Here is a 15089-nt window from a genome sequence, read left to right on the forward strand (position 1 = left end):
CGACCCGTCCACCCCCGACACCGCGCTCTCGCCGTGATTGTGGGAGCGATGCTGCCGGCGCGTCGGGCCGTGCGCTCGCAGGTTCCCGCCCCCCCCCCCCGCCCGTCCGCTGGGCCGGTCTCAGTCGTGCGGCACGACCGCGACCGGGCCGTGCGCGTGGTGGAGGACGGCATGGGTGACGGAGCCCAGCCAGGGCGCGGCCGGGTGGAGCCTGGGCCGGCGGCGCCCCACCACCGTCAGGCAGGCGCTCCGGGAGGCCTCCACCAGCGCCCGTCCGGCCGACCAGGCGGTGAGCTCGGCCTGGACCCGGACCTCCGGGTGCTTCTCCCGCCAGGGGGCCAGCGCCTCCTGGAGCCTCGTCAGCTCCGCGGCCTCCAGCGCCTCCCTGACCTCCGGCTGGTAGACCACGCCCTCGGCCGAGTACGGCCCGGCGGGCACCTTCCGACTCTCCAGCACGCGCAGCGTCGCGCCCCGCGCCGCCGCCTGTTCGAAGGCGAAGGCGATGAGGTCCGGGCAGGCCTGGTCGCTGTCCAGCCCGAGCACCACGTCACCGGAGTCCTCGCCCTGACCGTCGGCCCCGGCCCGGAGCACCACGACGGGGCAGTTCGCGTGGCCCGCCACCCGCAGCGAGACCGAGCCGACCAGCAGCCCGGCGAACCCTCCCAGGCCGCGCGAGCCGAGCACCAGCAGGCCGTCGCGCCCTCCGGCGGCGGCGAGCGCGTACGCCGGGTTCCCGGGCACCTGGTCGCAGGTGAGCTCCAGCCCGGGCAGCACGCTCGCGAGGTGGTCCCGGGTGGCGAGCACCGACGGCGGCAGCGGCTCGCCGCCGGTGTCGGGCTCCCCGGGGGCCGGCGAGCCTGTACCCCCGACGTGGAGCAGCCGCAGCGGCCGGCCACTGCGGTGCGCCTCCCGGGCGGCCCACTCGGCGGCGGCCGCGCTCGGTTCCGATCCGTCGACTCCGACCACTACGGCGTACGGCATGATGACGGGCCTCCCTCGTTGGACGGTCGCGGCGAGGACGCCGACGACCCGGTGTGCGATCCACGATCGCGGTTGCCGCGGGCCGTTCCCAGGGGCCGAGCAGCCCCTGGGATGGCCCGAAGGTCCCGGTCATGACTCCGGAACGACGTCAGGACTCCGGGACGACGGCGACCGGGCAGAGCGAGTGGTGCAGCACGGCATGGCCGATCGGGCCGAGCGCGCCGACCAGGAGGGGGCGTCGCCTGCCCAGCACCAGCAGACGGGCCTTGGCCGACGCCTCCACCAGCGCCGGGCCGGCTCCCTCGCCCGTGCCCTCCGCGACGGCCTCCACCCCGGGCCGGGCGGCCCGCCACGGTGCGAGGAGACGGGCGAGGAGTTCGTCCTCGCTGTCCGCTCCCCCGCCGGCCGGGGCGTGCACGACGCGCAGCGGCAGCCCGTGCCGGTCCGCGGCGGCGAAGGCGAACTCCAGAGCGGCCTCGGCGGGCCGGCGGGCGTCCAGGCCCAGCACGATCCACTCCCGCGGGTCCGGGCCGGGCGGGTCCACCGGCAGGACCACCGTCGGGCAGCCGGCCCGGGCGGCCAGGTGGAGGGCGGTGGAGCCGACCCGCAGTCCGGGGAAGCCGCCGGCACCGCGGGCGCCGACCACGAGCAGTTCGGCGTCCTCCGCCGCGGCCAGCAGCGCCGCGGGGGCGAGGTCGTGGACCTCGTCGGCGCGGGTCTCCAGCCGGGGGAACCGCACCGCCAGGACGCGGCAGACCTCGTGCAGCGGGTCGGCGCCGGTCCGCCGCCCGGCGGACCGGCCCGACGGGTCGGACGTCGGGGGCAACGCGTGCAGGACGCGCAGCGCGCGGCCGAGCGACAGCGCCTCGCGGGCGGCCCAGTCGGCGGCGGCCAGGCTGGGGTCGGATCCGTCGACTCCGACGGCGACGGGTAGGTCCACGGTGCTGGTCTCCTGACGGTCGGCCCCCTGGTGGTGAGTCAGCCCTACCAGGTCCAGTCGGTGATCTCGGGCAGGTCGGTGCCGTGCTCGCGGATCCAGTCGTGGTGGAGGGTGCGCCGGTCGGCCATCTCCTGGCGCAGGGCGGCGGCCCGGACGGCGAGGCCGGGGACGCGGTCGATGACGTCCATGACGAGCCGGAACCGGTCGAGGTCGTTGCGGACCACCATGTCGAAGGGCGTCGTGGTGGTGCCCGACTCCTTGTACCCGCGCACGTGCAGGTGGGAGTGGACGGCGCGCCGGTAGGCGAGGCGGTGGATCAGCCACGGGTAGCCGTGGTAGGCGAAGATCACCGGCCGGTCGCGGGTGAACAGGGCGTCGAACTCGGCGTCGGGCATGCCGTGCGGGTGCTCCTCGGCGGGCATCAGCCGGGCCAGGTCGACCACGTTGACCACGCGGACGGCCAGGTCGGGCAGCCGGCCGCGGAGCAGCTGGGCGGCCGCGAGGACCTCCTGGGTGGGGACGTCGCCGGCGCAGGCGAGCACGACGTCCGGTTCCCGGGTGCCGTCCTCGGTGCCGGCCCACTCCCAGATCCCGGCGCCCCGGGCGCAGTGGGCGCGGGCCTGGTCGAGGGTGAGCCAGTCGAAGCAGGGCTGCTTGCCGGCGACCACGACGTTGACGTGGTCGCGGCTGCGCAGGACGTGGTCGGCGGTCGCGAGCAGGGTGTTGGCGTCCGGCGGGAAGTAGACCCGGACGACTTCGGGGCTCTTGTTGAGGACGTGGTCGACGAAGCCGGGGTCCTGGTGGGAGAAGCCGTTGTGGTCCTGGCGCCAGACGTGGGAGGTGAGCAGGTAGTTGAGCGAGGCGATCGGCGCGCGCCAGGGCAGTTCCCGGGTGGTGCGCAGCCACTTGATGTGCTGGTTGACCATGGAGTCGACGATGTGGACGAAGGCCTCGTAGCACGAGAACAGGCCGTGCCGGCCGGTGAGGAGGTAGCCCTCCAACCAGCCCTGGCAGGTGTGTTCGGAGAGGATCTCCAGCACGCGGCCGTCGCGGGCGAGGTGTTCGTCGACGGGCAGGGTCTCGGCCTGCCAGGCCTTGCCGGTGACCGCGTAGACGGCCTGGAGCCGGTTGGAGGCGGTCTCGTCGGGGCCGACCAGACGGAAGTCCCGGCGCTCGGCGGTGTCGGCCATCAGCTGTTCGAGCAGGTCGCCGAGCACCCGGGTGGGTTCGTGCAGTGTGCTGCCGGGCTTGTCGACAGGCACGGCGAAGCGCTCCAGCGCCGGGATCGGCAGGTCGCGCAGCAGCAGGCCGCCGTTGGCGTGCGGGTTCGCCCCGAGGCGGCGGTCGCCGTCGGGGACGCAGGCCAGCACCTCGGCCGCGGGCCGGCCGTGCTCGTCGAAGAGCTCCTCGGGCCGGTAGGAGCGCAGCCACTCCTCCAGCTGGGCGAGGTGGGCGGGGTTGTCCCGCACCTGGTCCAGCGGCACCTGGTGGGCGCGCCAGGTGCCTTCCACCGGCACGCCGTCGACCTCTGCGGGTCCGGTCCAGCCCTTGGGGGTGCGCAGCACGATGAGCGGCCACCGCGGACGCCCGGTGCCTCCCGTGCGGGCTTCGTGCTGGAGGGCGGCGATCCGGTCCAGGGCGGTGTCCATGGCCTCGGCCATGGCCCGGTGGACGGTCAGTGGGTCGTCGCCGCCGACGTACAGCGGGAGGTGGCCGTACCCGCGCAGGAGCGCGTCGAGTTCCTCCTCGGGCAGCCTGGCGAGCACGGTCGGGTTGGCGATCTTGTAGCCGTTGAGGTGCAGGATCGGCAGCACGGCGCCGTCGTGGACGGGGTCGAGGAACTTGTTGCCGTGCCAGGAGGCCGCCAGCGGTCCGGTTTCGGCCTCACCGTCGCCGATCACGCAGGCGACCAGCAGACCGGGGTTGTCGAAGGCGGCGCCGTACGCGTGCGAGAGCGCGTAGCCGAGCTCGCCGCCCTCGTGGATGGAGCCCGGTGTCTCGGGCGCGACGTGGCTGGGCACGCCTCCGGGGAAGGAGAACTGCCGGAACAGCCGGGCCATGCCGGACTCGTCGCGGGTGACGCTCGGGTAGGTCTGGCTGTAGGTTCCGTCGAGCCAGGAGTTCGCCAGGACGGCGGGCCCGCCGTGCCCGGGGCCCCAGACGCAGATCGCGTCCAGGTCCCGCGCCCTGACCACCCGGTTGAGGTGGGTGTGCACCAGGTTGAGGCCGGGCGAGGTGCCCCAGTGGCCGAGCAGGCGGGGCTTGATGTGCTCCGGGCGCAGCGGCTCGCGCAGCAGGGGGTTGGCCATCAGGTAGATCTGTCCCGCCGACAGGTAGTCGGCGGCCCGCCAGTGGGCGTCGAGCGCGCGGATCTCCTCGTCGGAGGGTCCACCGGAAGCCGTGCTGGGGTCGACGGGCATGGGTGCGCACTCCTCGGGTCTGTCGGCTCTCCGGCCGCCGGCGGCCGGCCGCTCCCATCGTCGCCCCTCGGCCGGAGCCTGCTCAGGGCCCAACAGGCCACATTCCACCGGGCGCCGGGGGCCGGTGGTCCCTGCCGTCCAGGTTTTCATCCGGACGGCCCCGCGTTCGTCCGGACGGCCCCGCGCCGCGCGCACCCGCCTGTTCGGCCGGGAGCGTGCGGTCCCGTCAGGGTGTCTGGACCGGGGCGCCCAGCCGGTAGTCGTGGGCGGAGAACGCGGCGGCGACGGCGAAGCGGTCCGCGCGGACGAGCGTCTGCCGCCACTCGATCGCACGCCCGTCGGCATCGCGGCCGAGCCGGTCGATCGCGAGCAGCGCGGTGGTCTCGGGGCAGTCGAGCAGGATGCGCTCCCCCCGGCCGGGGACCACGGCGCGGATGCGTTCCCAGCCGCCGCGGATGCGGGTGCCGCAGTGGCGTTCGAGCTCGTCGTAGAGCGCGGTGTGGGTGAAGTCGACGTCGAGCAGCGGGTCGGCCAGGTCGGCGGGGAGCCAGATCCGGTCGACGGCCAGCGGTTCCTCGTCCGCCAGGCGGACGCGTTCGAGGTAGACGAGCGGCGTGGACTCCTCGAGGCCCAGTCGGGCGGCGATGACGCCGTCGGCACGCCGGTCGAGCGCGCGCACGACACTGCGCTGGACGGCGCCGACCTCCTCGACGGAGCGGAAGAGGCTGTACGCCTCACCGATGTCCTGCTCCAGGGGGCGGCTCGCGGTGAACCGCGAGGCCTTGCCGCGCTGGGCGGTGACGAGGCCCTCCTCGCGGAGCTTGCGCAGGGCCTCGCGGACCGTGTGCCGGCTGACCTGGTACTCGGCGACGAGGTCGTGCTCGCCGGGGAAGACGTCGCGGAACTCGCCCTCGTCGAGCCGGCGCAGCAGGTCGGCGCGCAGCTGCGCCCAGAGCGGATTGCCCGGGGCTCGCGCGAGGGTCCTGGGGCCGGGCTCGGAGGTCACGGCGTCTTCCTGGGGATCAGGGGTCGGGTGGGTGGTGCGGGACACGAGGTGAATGTTCGTACCTCCGGGGGGATAGCACAAAATCGACGGCCGCCGGTCCCGCCGGGCGCGCCGATCGGGCGGCGATCGGGCACGACGGGCGGCGACCGCCGCCCGGGCGGGGTGCCCCGGGCGGCGGTCGCGCGGGCCGCGGTCGTCGTGCGGCGGCCGTCAGGCGAAGGCGCCGACCAGCATGAACGCCGCCACCGCGAGCAGGACGACGGCGAAGGCCCGCTGCAGCGCGGCCCCGGAGAGCTTCGCCGCCAGTCGCTTGCCGTCCCAGGCGCCGAGGACGGCGGCGCCCACGAACGGCCCGAAGATCGCCGGATCGATGGACACGCCCGTGACCGTCAGGCGGGTGGCGAGGGAGACGACCGAGTTGATCAGGACGACCACCAGGCTGGTGCCGACGGCCTTGCGCATCGGCAGCCGGAGCACGGACACCAGCGCGGGCACCGCGAGGAAGCCGCCGCCGACTCCCAGCAGTCCGGTCACCGCCCCGAGGCCTGCTCCGGCCGCGACCGTACTCGCGTACCCCTCCCGGCCGGCCGGCTTCGCGGACGCTCCGTCCGCGGCGCCCTCCTCGGCGCCACCCGCCGCCACGCCACCCGCCGCCACGCCACCCGCCGCCACGCCGCCATCCGCGGCCGGTGTCCGCCCCGCGGTTCGGGTGCCGCGCAGCATCGCCGCGGCGGCCAGCGCGGCCAGGACGGCGAACGCGGCGGTCAGCACCGGTTGCGGGATGCGGTGGGCGAGCAGGGAGGCCCCGATGGCGGGGATGACGCCGGCCGTGGCGAACAGCGCGCCGGTGCGCCACTTGACGTTGCCGGTGCCGGAGTGGCGGACGAGCGCGGTGACGGTGGTGGCGGTGACGATGACCAGGCTGGTGGTCCCGGCCTCGGAGGGCGGCAGGCCCAGCAGGTACACCAGGGCCGGGACCGCGAGCACTCCCCCGCCACCGCCCAGCGCGCCGAGCGCCACGCCGACCACGGCTCCGCAGAGCAGAGCGGTGATCAGGACGCTCACGCCGTGACGCCGTCCGAGGCCTGGTCGGCGGGGTGGAGGACCTCGCCGTGCCAGGCGGCGAAGCCGCCGCGCAGGTCGGTGGCCTCGAAGCCTCGGGCGCGCAGCACGGACGCGGCCACCGAGGAGCGGTTGCCGCCGGCGCAGACCACGGTCAGCGGCTGTTCGGTCGGCAACTCGCCGAGGCGGGCGAGCAGTTCGGGCAGCGGGAGGAGCCGGGCGCCGGGAATGGTGCCCTTCTCGCGTATCTCGCCGGGGCCGCGCACGTCCAGCAGTTCGACGTCGTCCGCGCCCTCGGTGAGTCGGTCCGCGAGCTCGTCGGCGTCCACCCGCACGACCTCGGTCAGGTGCGCGGCGCCGACGGCGTCCACCGGCGCGGCCAGGGCGCCCAGGACGCGGTCGAAGCCGATCCTGGCCAGCCGGTTCCGGGCCTCGAGTGCGGTGTCCGCGTCGCCGCACAGGATGACGGCCTCCTGGGCGTCCAGCACCTGGCCGGCGAGTTCGGCGAAGCGGCCGCCGAGGGGGATGTTGACCGCGCCGTGCAGGTGGGCGGCGGCGAACGCCTCCGGGTCCCGGGTGTCGAGCACGGTGGCGCCGCCGGCCCGGGCCTGGAGGAACTCCTCCGGGGTGAGCGGCGGGACGGGGGTGTCCTCGTCGAGGACCGGGCGGGCCTGGCGGTTGCGCACCGAGGTGAAGGCGAAGTAGGCGGGCGCGGCGGGCTGGCCGTCGGTCACCACGGCGACGAACTCGTCCTCGGTCATGTCGGCCAGGGCGTAGTTGCCGCCGCGCTGGTTGCCGATCGTGCAGCTCAGTTCGGTGGAGAGGTTCTTGCCACAGGCCGAGCCGGCTCCGTGCGCCGGGTAGACGCGCGTGTCGTCGGGGAGGGTCAGCAGGGCGCGGGTGGAGCGGTACAGCAGGCGGGCCATCTCCTCGGCGGAGCGGCCGCGCGAGCTGAGCAGGTCGGGGCGGCCGACGTCGCCGATGAACAGCGTGTCGCCGGTGAGCACGCCGAACGGGACGGCGTCACCGGCCTGTTCGCGCACGACGACGCAGATCGACTCCGGGGTGTGGCCCGGGGTGTGCAGGATCTCCAGGTCGACGGCGCCGAGGCCGAGGTGCTCGCCGTCGCCCAGCGGGTCGGTGTCGAAGTCGAGCGCGGCGGCGGAGCCGTAGGAGATGCGCGCGCCGGTGCGCTCGGCCAGCTCCAGGTGGCCGGAGAGGAAGTCCGCGTGGATGTGGGTCTCGATGACCCGCTCGATGGTCAGGCCGTGCTGTTCGGCGGTGGCGAGGTAGTCGTGGACGTCGCGCTGGGGGTCGACCACGACGGCCCGGCCGGTGGTGCGGTCGCCGACGAGGTACGAGGCGTGGGAGAGGCAGTCCAGGTAGAACTGCACGAAGACCAGGGGTCCGGCGGTCGTCATCTCAAGCTCCTGAGGGTGGGCGGTGGTTGAGCCCCGCGGCCGTGCGGGCGGGGCATGGGGTGGGGTGTCGCGGCGGTGCGGCGGGCTGTGCGGGGGCCGGGGTGCGCCCGTACCGGTCAGGCGAGCCCGCGGAGCATGAGGTTCCAGTAGAGGAACGGCAGGCCGCGCCGCTTGAGGTACCACATGTCGGTGCGCTCGCGGATGGTGTCGATCACCGGGATCGACGGGGTGGGCCGCCCGCTGTAGTCGAACTCCGCGAGCAGCATCTTGTTGCGGGCGGTGGTCAGCGGGCAGGAGGAGTAGCCGTCGTAGGAGGCCTTGGGCACCCGGCCGTTGAGGGCGGCGAGGAGGTTCTCGACGAGTACGGGCGCCTGCTTGCGCACCGCGGCGCCGGTCTTGGAGTTCGGGGAGGAGCCGGCGTCGCCGAGCGCCCACACGTTGGGGTACCGGACGTGCCGCATCGTGTGCTTGTCGATCTCGACGTAGCCGGCCGGGTCGTCGGCCCCGGCGAGCGGGCTGCGCTTGACCCAGTCCGGGGCGCTCTGCGGCGGCACCACGTGGGCGACGTCGTACGGCAGGGTCGTCGTGCCCCCGCTCCCCAGGTCGGTGACGACCACCTCGCGGGCGTCCGGGCGGACCTCGGTGACCTCGCTCCCGTAGTGGACCTTGATGCCGTACCGGCGCACCACGCCGTCGAGCACGCGGGCGAACTCGGGGACGCCGAAGATGGCGGCGCCGGGGATCACCAGGTGGACGTCGATCTTGCCGAGCACGCCCTGCCGGCGCCAGTAGTCGGCGGCCAGGTAGGCGATCTTCTGCGGGGCGCCGCCGCACTTGACGGCGCCGGTCGGCATGCTGAACACCGCGCTGCCGGAGCGGGTCTCGCGGATGAAGCGCCAGGTCGCGGGGGCGTACTGGGGCAGGTAGTTGCTGGACAGGCCGTCCTTGCCGAGCCCGGCTTCCAGCCCGGGCACCCGGTCCCAGTCCAGCTGGATGCCGGGGCAGACCACGAGGTGGTCGTAGGAGACGGCGCCGCCGTCGTCCAGCGTCACTTCCCGGGCCTCGGGGTCGACGGCGACCGCGGCGCGGCGTATCCACTCCACGCCCTTCGGCATGACGGACGCCTGTGACCGGATGCTCTCCGACAGCGGCGCCCGGCCGCCGCCGACCAAGGTCCAGAGCGGCTGGTAGTAGTGACGATCGCTCGGATCGAGCACCGCCACGTCCTGCTCGCCCGCGCGGCGGAGCCTGGCCGCGACGGTGATTCCCGCGGTCCCGCCACCGATGATCACGATCCGGTGATGCCTGGTTATCAAGGGGTCCCTCCCTCACGAAATGTACGGACATTAAAGTAGAGAGACCCCTCATCGACCGCAAGCTATCGTCCGTACATTTGCCTCCGAGGCAGGACGGACGGCGGCGGCCGGCACAGCAGCACGCAGTGGCGCACAGTGGCGCGGATCACAGCGAGCCGAGCGCGCGCGAAGAAATGCCGAGGCCACCGAGGTGGTTGGTACGGGCAACCGTTTCCACCCCGGCGTGCGCCATCGACATCGCCGCCCACACCGTCACCGCAACCGCGAGGAATCCCATGACCGTCACCGAGACCGCCGCCGACCGCGCGGCCGGGATCCTGTCCCGACCCGTCACGATCAACGGGCTGACCGTGCCCAACCGCATCGCGATGGCGCCGATGACACGCCAGTTCTCCCCGGGCGGCGTGCCCGGCGAGGACGTGCGCTCGTACTACGCCCGCCGCGCCGCCGCCGGCGTCGGCCTGATCGTCACCGAGGGCACGTACGTCGGCCACGAGTCCGCCGGCCAGAGCGACGAGATCCCGCGCTTCCACGGCGAGGAGCAGCTGGCCGGGTGGGCCCGCGTCGCCGAGGACGTCCACGCGGCGGGCGGCACCATCGTGCCGCAGCTCTGGCACATCGGCATGGTCCGCAAGCAGGGCGACCCACCGTTCGCCGACGCCCCCGCCGTCGGCCCGTCCGGCATCCGGCTGAACGGCACCGGGGGCACGGGGCGGGCGATGACCCGGGCCGACCTGGACGCCGTCATCGGCGCGTTCGCCGAGGCCGCCGCGGCCGCCGAGCGGATCGGCTTCGACGGCGTCGAACTGCACGGCGCCCACGGCTACCTGCTCGACCAGTTCCTGTGGGCGGGCACCAACCGCCGCACCGACGCCTACGGCGGCGACCCGGTCGCCCGCACGAAGTTCACCGCCGAACTCGTCACCGCGGTGCGCGAGGCCGTCTCCCCGGAGTTCCCGGTGATCTTCCGCTATTCCCAGTGGAAGTCGGACAACTACGACGCCCGCCTCGCCGAGAGCCCCGAGGAACTCGAGGCGATCCTCACCCCGCTCGCCGAGGCCGGCGTCGACGCCTTCCACGCCTCGACCCGCCGCTACTGGATCCCCGAGTTCGACGGCTCCGACCTCAACCTGGCCGGCTGGACCAGGAAGCTCACCGGCCGCCCCGCCATCACCGTCGGCTCGGTCGGCCTCGACGGCGACTTCGTCCGCGCGTTCGCGGGCGAGGGCGCACCGGTCCGGGGCATCGACAACCTGCTCGACCGGCTGGAGCGCGACGAGTTCGACATGGTCGCCGTCGGCCGCGCCCTCCTCCAGGACCCGCAGTGGGCCGCCAAGGTCCTCTCCGGCCGCTTCGCCGACCTGCGCCCCTACGACGCCGCCTCGCTCCGCACCCTGAGCTGACCACCACCCCGAGGGCCCGACCCCACCGCGGACGCAACACGTCGGCGGGGTCGGGCACTTACGGCCCGGCACTGACTGCCCGCCACTTACGGCCCGGCCGGACGGCACCTACCCTTTCCCCGTGCCGGTCGACCAGTACGTCCACTTCGCGCTCTCCAGCCTCCACACCTCCGCAGCGGACATGGCCGCCGTCCTCGGGCTCGAACCCGACGAGATCATGGTCCGCGGCAGCCGCATCCCCGGACCCAGGCCCATCCCCGCCGCCCACCGGTGGAAGATCGTCTGCCGCGAACCGGGCCTGTGCGTCGACGAGCAGATCGCCCGGGTCCTCGAACGGCTCGCTCCCCACACCTAGGCCATCGCCGCCCTCGCCCGCCGCCTGGACGCCGAGGAACCGGAAGGCCCCAGCGCCGTCCTGGAAGTCGTCCGGTACTTCAACGACGAACCCGACCCGCCCGCCGGCAAGGCCGACGCGGACACCGCCGACCCCAACCTCTTCGGCTGGCACCTCGACCGCGGCGTGCTCGACTTCCTGCACGCCACCGGAGCCGTCCTCGACGTCGACGAGTACGACATGACGCCGGACCCCGCCGCCGACTGACCGGCACCCACCGACGGCAGGCCCCTCTCCCCCGCCGAAACCGCCCGCCCCAAAGGCCCGCCGACCGGCGTCTCCCCGGGCGCGTGTGAGCCCCCGACCCCCGACCCCCGACCCGGCCGCCACCCAGGCCGTCTTCGGCAGCGGCTCACACGCCTGCCCCGGCCCGGACGACCCACACCTCCTCCCGCAGTTGCTCGCGCGCGCGACACGGCCCGCTGCCGCTGCCCGGCCACCCACAGGCTCACCGTCTACCGCCCCTGACGTCCGGCCGGCCAGCCGGTCAACCGGCCGGTCAACCCACCCGACGGAGGATGCTTGACAATCTCAACCTTTCATCCCTAGGGTCACCATTACTTCAGGTAGTGAAAATTTCTGCCAGCAAGCACCGTCTCCCCACCTCAAGACCGCGAGACCCTCATGACCGACGCCATCCCTTCCGTGGTCGCCCGCCTGCGGGCCGAATTCTCCACCGGCCGCACCAGGCCGCTCGCCTGGCGCCTGGACAAGCTGGCCGCCCTGCGCGCACTGCTCACCGAGCAGGCCGAGGTGTTCCAGCAGGCCCTGCACGCCGACCTCGGCAAGAGCGCCACCGAGGCGTACCGGACCGAGATCGGCTTCACCCTCAACGAACTCGACCACACCGTACGAAACCTGGCGGAGTGGCTGGAGCCGAGGCCGGCCGCCGTACCGGAGTTCTTCCGCCCCGCCGAAGCCCGGGTCGTCCGCGACCCGCTGGGCGTGGTGCTGATCATCGCGCCCTGGAACTACCCGCTCCAGCTCGCCCTGGCCCCGCTGATCGGCGCCCTGGCGGCCGGGAACACCGCCCTCGTCAAGCCCAGCGAACTCGCCCCCGCGACCTCCGCGGCCATCGCCGAACTGCTGCCGCGCTACCTCGGTGAGGAGGCGGTCGCGGTCGTCGAGGGCGCCGTCCCGGAGACCACCGCTCTGCTGGAGCAGCGCTTCGACCACATCTTCTACACCGGCAACGGCACCGTCGGACGGATCGTCATGGCCGCCGCCGCCCGGCACCTCACCCCGGTCACCCTGGAACTCGGCGGCAAGAGCCCGGTCGTGGTCGACCCCGGCGCCGACCTCGCCGTCACCGCCCGGCGGATCGCCCGCGGCAAGTTCCTCAACGCCGGACAGACCTGCGTCGCCCCCGACTACGTCCTCGCCGTCGGCGACACCGCGGCCGCCCTGGAACGCGAACTGGCCGACGCGGTGCGGGAGCTGTTCGGCGAGGACCCGGCCGCGAGCACGGAGTACGGACGGATCGTCAACGAGCGCCACTTCGACCGGCTCACCGCGCTGCTCGGCGACGGGCGGACCGTCGTCGGCGGCGAGCACGACCGCGCCACCCGCTACCTGGCCCCGACCGTCCTCGCCGACGTGCCCGCGACCGCCCCGGTGATGCGGACCGAGATCTTCGGCCCGATCCTGCCCGTCCTGCCGGTGCCCGACCTCGACGCGGCGATCGCGTTCATCAACGAGCGCGACAAGCCGCTCGCCCTCTACGCCTTCACCGAGTCCGCGGACACCAAGCGGCGACTGGCCGAGGAGACCTCCTCCGGCGCGCTCAGCTTCGGTCTGCCGGTCTCGCACCTGGCGATGCCCGAGCTGCCGTTCGGCGGCGTCGGCGAGAGCGGCATGGGCCGCTACCACGGCGAGTACTCGATCGACACGTTCAGCCACACCAAGGCCGTCGTCGACAAGCCCCTCGCCTGACCCGCGCCGCCCGGCCGAGACCGCACCAACCCCTGCCAACCCCTGCCCCCGGAGCTTCCACCCATGACCCCGAACGAGCACGTCACCGCCGTGGCCGCCGAGACCGACCGGTTCGCCACCGCCGTCCGGTCCGCCGACCCGACCACGCCCGTCCCCAGCTGTCCCGGCTGGAGCCTCACCGACCTCCTCCGCCACGCCGGCAGCGTCCAACGCTGGTTCACCGTCCTGCTGCGGCAGCGCATCCAGGCACCGCCCACCAGCCGGGACGTCGACCTGAAGCTCCCCGAGCGGGCGGAGGACTACCCGGCGTGGCTCACCGAGGCCGGCGCGGAGGCCGGGGCGACGTTCACCGAGACCGACCTCAACGCCCCGATGTGGGCCTGGGGCGCCGATCAGCACGCCCGGTTCTGGGTGCGCCGGATGCTCTTCGAGACCCTCGTCCACCGCGCCGACGCCGAACTCGCGCTGGGGCTGAAGCCCGAGATCGACCCGGGCCTCGCCGCGGACGGCGTCGACGAGTTCCTCACCAACCTGCCGTACGCCGCCTCCTTCGCCCCGCGCACGGCGGAACTCCGCGGCGACAACCGCACGGTCCGCTTCACCCGCACCGACGGGGACGGCGACTGGCTGGTGCGCCTGCGCCCCGACGGCTTCGGCCTGGACGCCGCCGACCCGAACAACCCGACCGCCGACGCCACCGTCTCGGCCACCGCCGCCGACCTGCTGCTCCTCCTCTACGGCCGGATCGACCGCTCGGCGCCCGGGGTCGCCGTCGCCGGAGACGAGGAACTGCTGGACCTCTGGTTCGCCAACTCGGCGTTCTAGCAAGGCTCCTGAGCACGCCGCACGAGAGGCCCGGGCGCGGTCACGACGCCGAGAACCCGAACCTGGAGGCGACCGGGTCGAGCGGCGTGTAGTACCCGGTAGAGAAGCAGGTCGTCGGGATCGACGTCGCGCCGCAGGGGACCTTCGTGTCGGTGTTCCCGGCGGTGATGACGCCGACCGGCGCCATGGCGTCGCCCTGCGGGTTGGCCACCGCCGGCCCCCCGCTGTCGCCCTGGGCGACGGCGACGCCGCCACTGCGGGACCTCACCTCGGTCGCGTCGGTACGGCCGGACGACGAGTGGACGCCCACGCGCGTGACCTCCAGCTCGCAGTGGAACCCGGACATGGCGCCGCTGAAGCAGGCGGACTGGCCCGGGTCCAGGCGCGCCGGGCCGTACAGCGGACGGGAGTCGCCGCTGTTCCAGGAGCCGCTGTAGAAGCGGGCCGCGGTCTCCTGGCCGGTCGTGACGACGGCGACGTCGAGGCCGTCGTCGTGGGCGGTGACCTCCCCGACGACGCGCTGCCCGTTGTAGACGTTCCCGCTGGTCTGACAGTGGGCGGCGGTGAGCAGCACCCGCCGGTTGCCGACCCAGCCGGGGATTCCGGTGGAGCAGCGGGAGTTGTCGCTCAGGGTGAGGTCGGCTCCGGCGTACCAGGGCGGGGCGTCGCCGGTGCGGCCGCCCCGGGTGGAGGTCTCCGGGGAGCCGGTCCCGGCGTGGACGGGGATGCCGGCGAGCTGCTCGGCCCGGGTCTCGTAGTCGCGTGCCGGGGCGTTCGCCGGCGCGAGGCGCGTGGTGGTCTTCGGCTGGTACGTCAGCAGGAGGCCGCTGCCGTCGTTGGCGGGTGAGATCGAGGACCATTCCGAGGTGTCGTTGCCGACGGCGGTGACGAACCGTTCGACGGCCCGGTCCATCTCGGAGCGGGAGTAGGCGGCCTGGTGGTAGCGGACATCGTAGTCGGGGCTCACCGGGCCGGCGGGGTCGTGCCGCATCTGTTCGCGGGTGCGGGTGCGCCAGGAGTCGACGGCCTCGGTGATCCCGGCGGGGACGGGGCCCTTCCAGTAGAGGTCGAGGCGGTGCTCGTCGCCGTGGTACACGATCGAGGTGAAGTCGCCGCCGTCGACGCGGCCGGTGTCGACGAGTCGGTGGATCTCGTCGGCGATGGGCCGCAGGTGGTTCTCGTGGTACTCGTCGGCCAGCAGGATGGCCGGTGCCATGCGGGTCTCGGCGGTGTCGCTCCGGGAGTTCCTCGCGACGGCCACGGAGGCCGCACCCAGGATCAGGACCACTGCCGCGTACAGGAGTTTCGATCCGCGCATGGGATCACCTTAGGGTGACCGATCGCCCACACAGGGCCATCGGCCGCGCCGCACCGTCACCACCGGTTTCC

At 73.9% G+C, this 15089-nt stretch carries 13 protein-coding genes; 4 read left to right on the plus strand and 9 right to left on the minus strand.

Features of this window, described 5'->3' with window-relative positions; translation table 11 throughout:
- Positions 1 to 120: 120 nt before the first annotated feature.
- The 8 genes from ACGF13_RS21670 to ACGF13_RS21705 form a co-directional block, all read right to left on the minus strand.
- A complete protein-coding gene (locus ACGF13_RS21670) occupies positions 121 to 981 on the minus strand; it encodes a universal stress protein (protein WP_392877447.1) in 861 nt (286 codons plus the stop codon).
- Positions 982 to 1129: 148 nt separating this feature from the next.
- Complete coding sequence (locus ACGF13_RS21675; protein WP_392877449.1) at positions 1130 to 1921, minus strand: universal stress protein; 792 nt, start codon at positions 1919 to 1921, stop codon at positions 1130 to 1132.
- A 44-nt stretch (positions 1922 to 1965) separates the two neighbouring features.
- On the minus strand, positions 1966 to 4341 hold the full coding sequence (locus tag ACGF13_RS21680; protein ID WP_392877451.1) for a phosphoketolase: 2376 nt from the start codon (positions 4339 to 4341) through the stop codon (positions 1966 to 1968).
- Between the two features lie 226 nt (positions 4342 to 4567).
- Positions 4568 to 5347, minus strand: coding sequence for a GntR family transcriptional regulator (locus ACGF13_RS21685; protein ID WP_392877453.1), 780 nt, complete (start codon positions 5345 to 5347; stop codon positions 4568 to 4570).
- Between the two features lie 210 nt (positions 5348 to 5557).
- Positions 5558 to 6412 (minus strand): sulfite exporter TauE/SafE family protein, encoded by an 855-nt coding sequence (locus tag ACGF13_RS21690; RefSeq protein ID WP_392877455.1) that lies wholly within the window; start codon positions 6410 to 6412, stop codon positions 5558 to 5560.
- Positions 6409 to 7830, minus strand: coding sequence for a rhodanese-like domain-containing protein (locus ACGF13_RS21695; protein WP_392877457.1), 1422 nt, complete (start codon positions 7828 to 7830; stop codon positions 6409 to 6411). The genes ACGF13_RS21690 and ACGF13_RS21695 overlap by 4 nt, the downstream gene beginning before the upstream one ends.
- Positions 7831 to 7946: 116 nt before the next feature.
- Positions 7947 to 9146, minus strand: coding sequence for an FAD-dependent oxidoreductase (locus ACGF13_RS21700; protein WP_392877459.1), 1200 nt, complete (start codon positions 9144 to 9146; stop codon positions 7947 to 7949).
- Positions 9147 to 9291: 145 nt separating this feature from the next.
- The gene (locus tag ACGF13_RS21705; RefSeq protein ID WP_392877461.1) at positions 9292 to 9423 is read right to left on the minus strand and encodes a hypothetical protein; all 132 of its coding nucleotides are present in this window, start codon (positions 9421 to 9423) and stop codon (positions 9292 to 9294) included.
- On the opposite strand from ACGF13_RS21705, the gene ACGF13_RS21710 reads away from it, so the two are divergent.
- The 4 genes from ACGF13_RS21710 (at position 9422) to ACGF13_RS21725 (ending at position 13700) form a co-directional block, all read left to right on the plus strand.
- Entirely contained in the window at positions 9422 to 10549 is a 1128-nt protein-coding gene (locus tag ACGF13_RS21710; RefSeq protein ID WP_392877463.1) for an NADH:flavin oxidoreductase, read from the plus strand. The two genes, ACGF13_RS21705 and ACGF13_RS21710, sit on opposite strands and share 2 nt — an antisense overlap.
- 121 nt (positions 10550 to 10670) lie before the next feature.
- Positions 10671 to 10904, plus strand: a complete 234-nt coding sequence (locus ACGF13_RS21715; protein ID WP_392877465.1) for a DUF4279 domain-containing protein — start codon at positions 10671 to 10673, stop codon at positions 10902 to 10904.
- 663 nt (positions 10905 to 11567) lie between these two features.
- Positions 11568 to 12875, plus strand: a complete 1308-nt coding sequence (locus tag ACGF13_RS21720) for an aldehyde dehydrogenase family protein (protein ID WP_392877467.1) — start codon at positions 11568 to 11570, stop codon at positions 12873 to 12875.
- A gap of 63 nt (positions 12876 to 12938) precedes the next feature.
- Entirely contained in the window at positions 12939 to 13700 is a 762-nt protein-coding gene (locus ACGF13_RS21725) for a maleylpyruvate isomerase family mycothiol-dependent enzyme (RefSeq protein ID WP_392877469.1), read from the plus strand.
- A gap of 40 nt (positions 13701 to 13740) precedes the next feature.
- On the opposite strand, the gene ACGF13_RS21730 is transcribed toward ACGF13_RS21725, so the two are convergent.
- Positions 13741 to 15018, minus strand: coding sequence for a hypothetical protein (locus tag ACGF13_RS21730; protein WP_392877471.1), 1278 nt, complete (start codon positions 15016 to 15018; stop codon positions 13741 to 13743).
- Between the last annotated feature and the right edge of the window lie 71 nt (positions 15019 to 15089).

This window comes from Kitasatospora sp. NPDC048286 (assembly GCF_043201735.1).
Lineage (GTDB): Bacteria > Actinomycetota > Actinomycetes > Streptomycetales > Streptomycetaceae > Kitasatospora.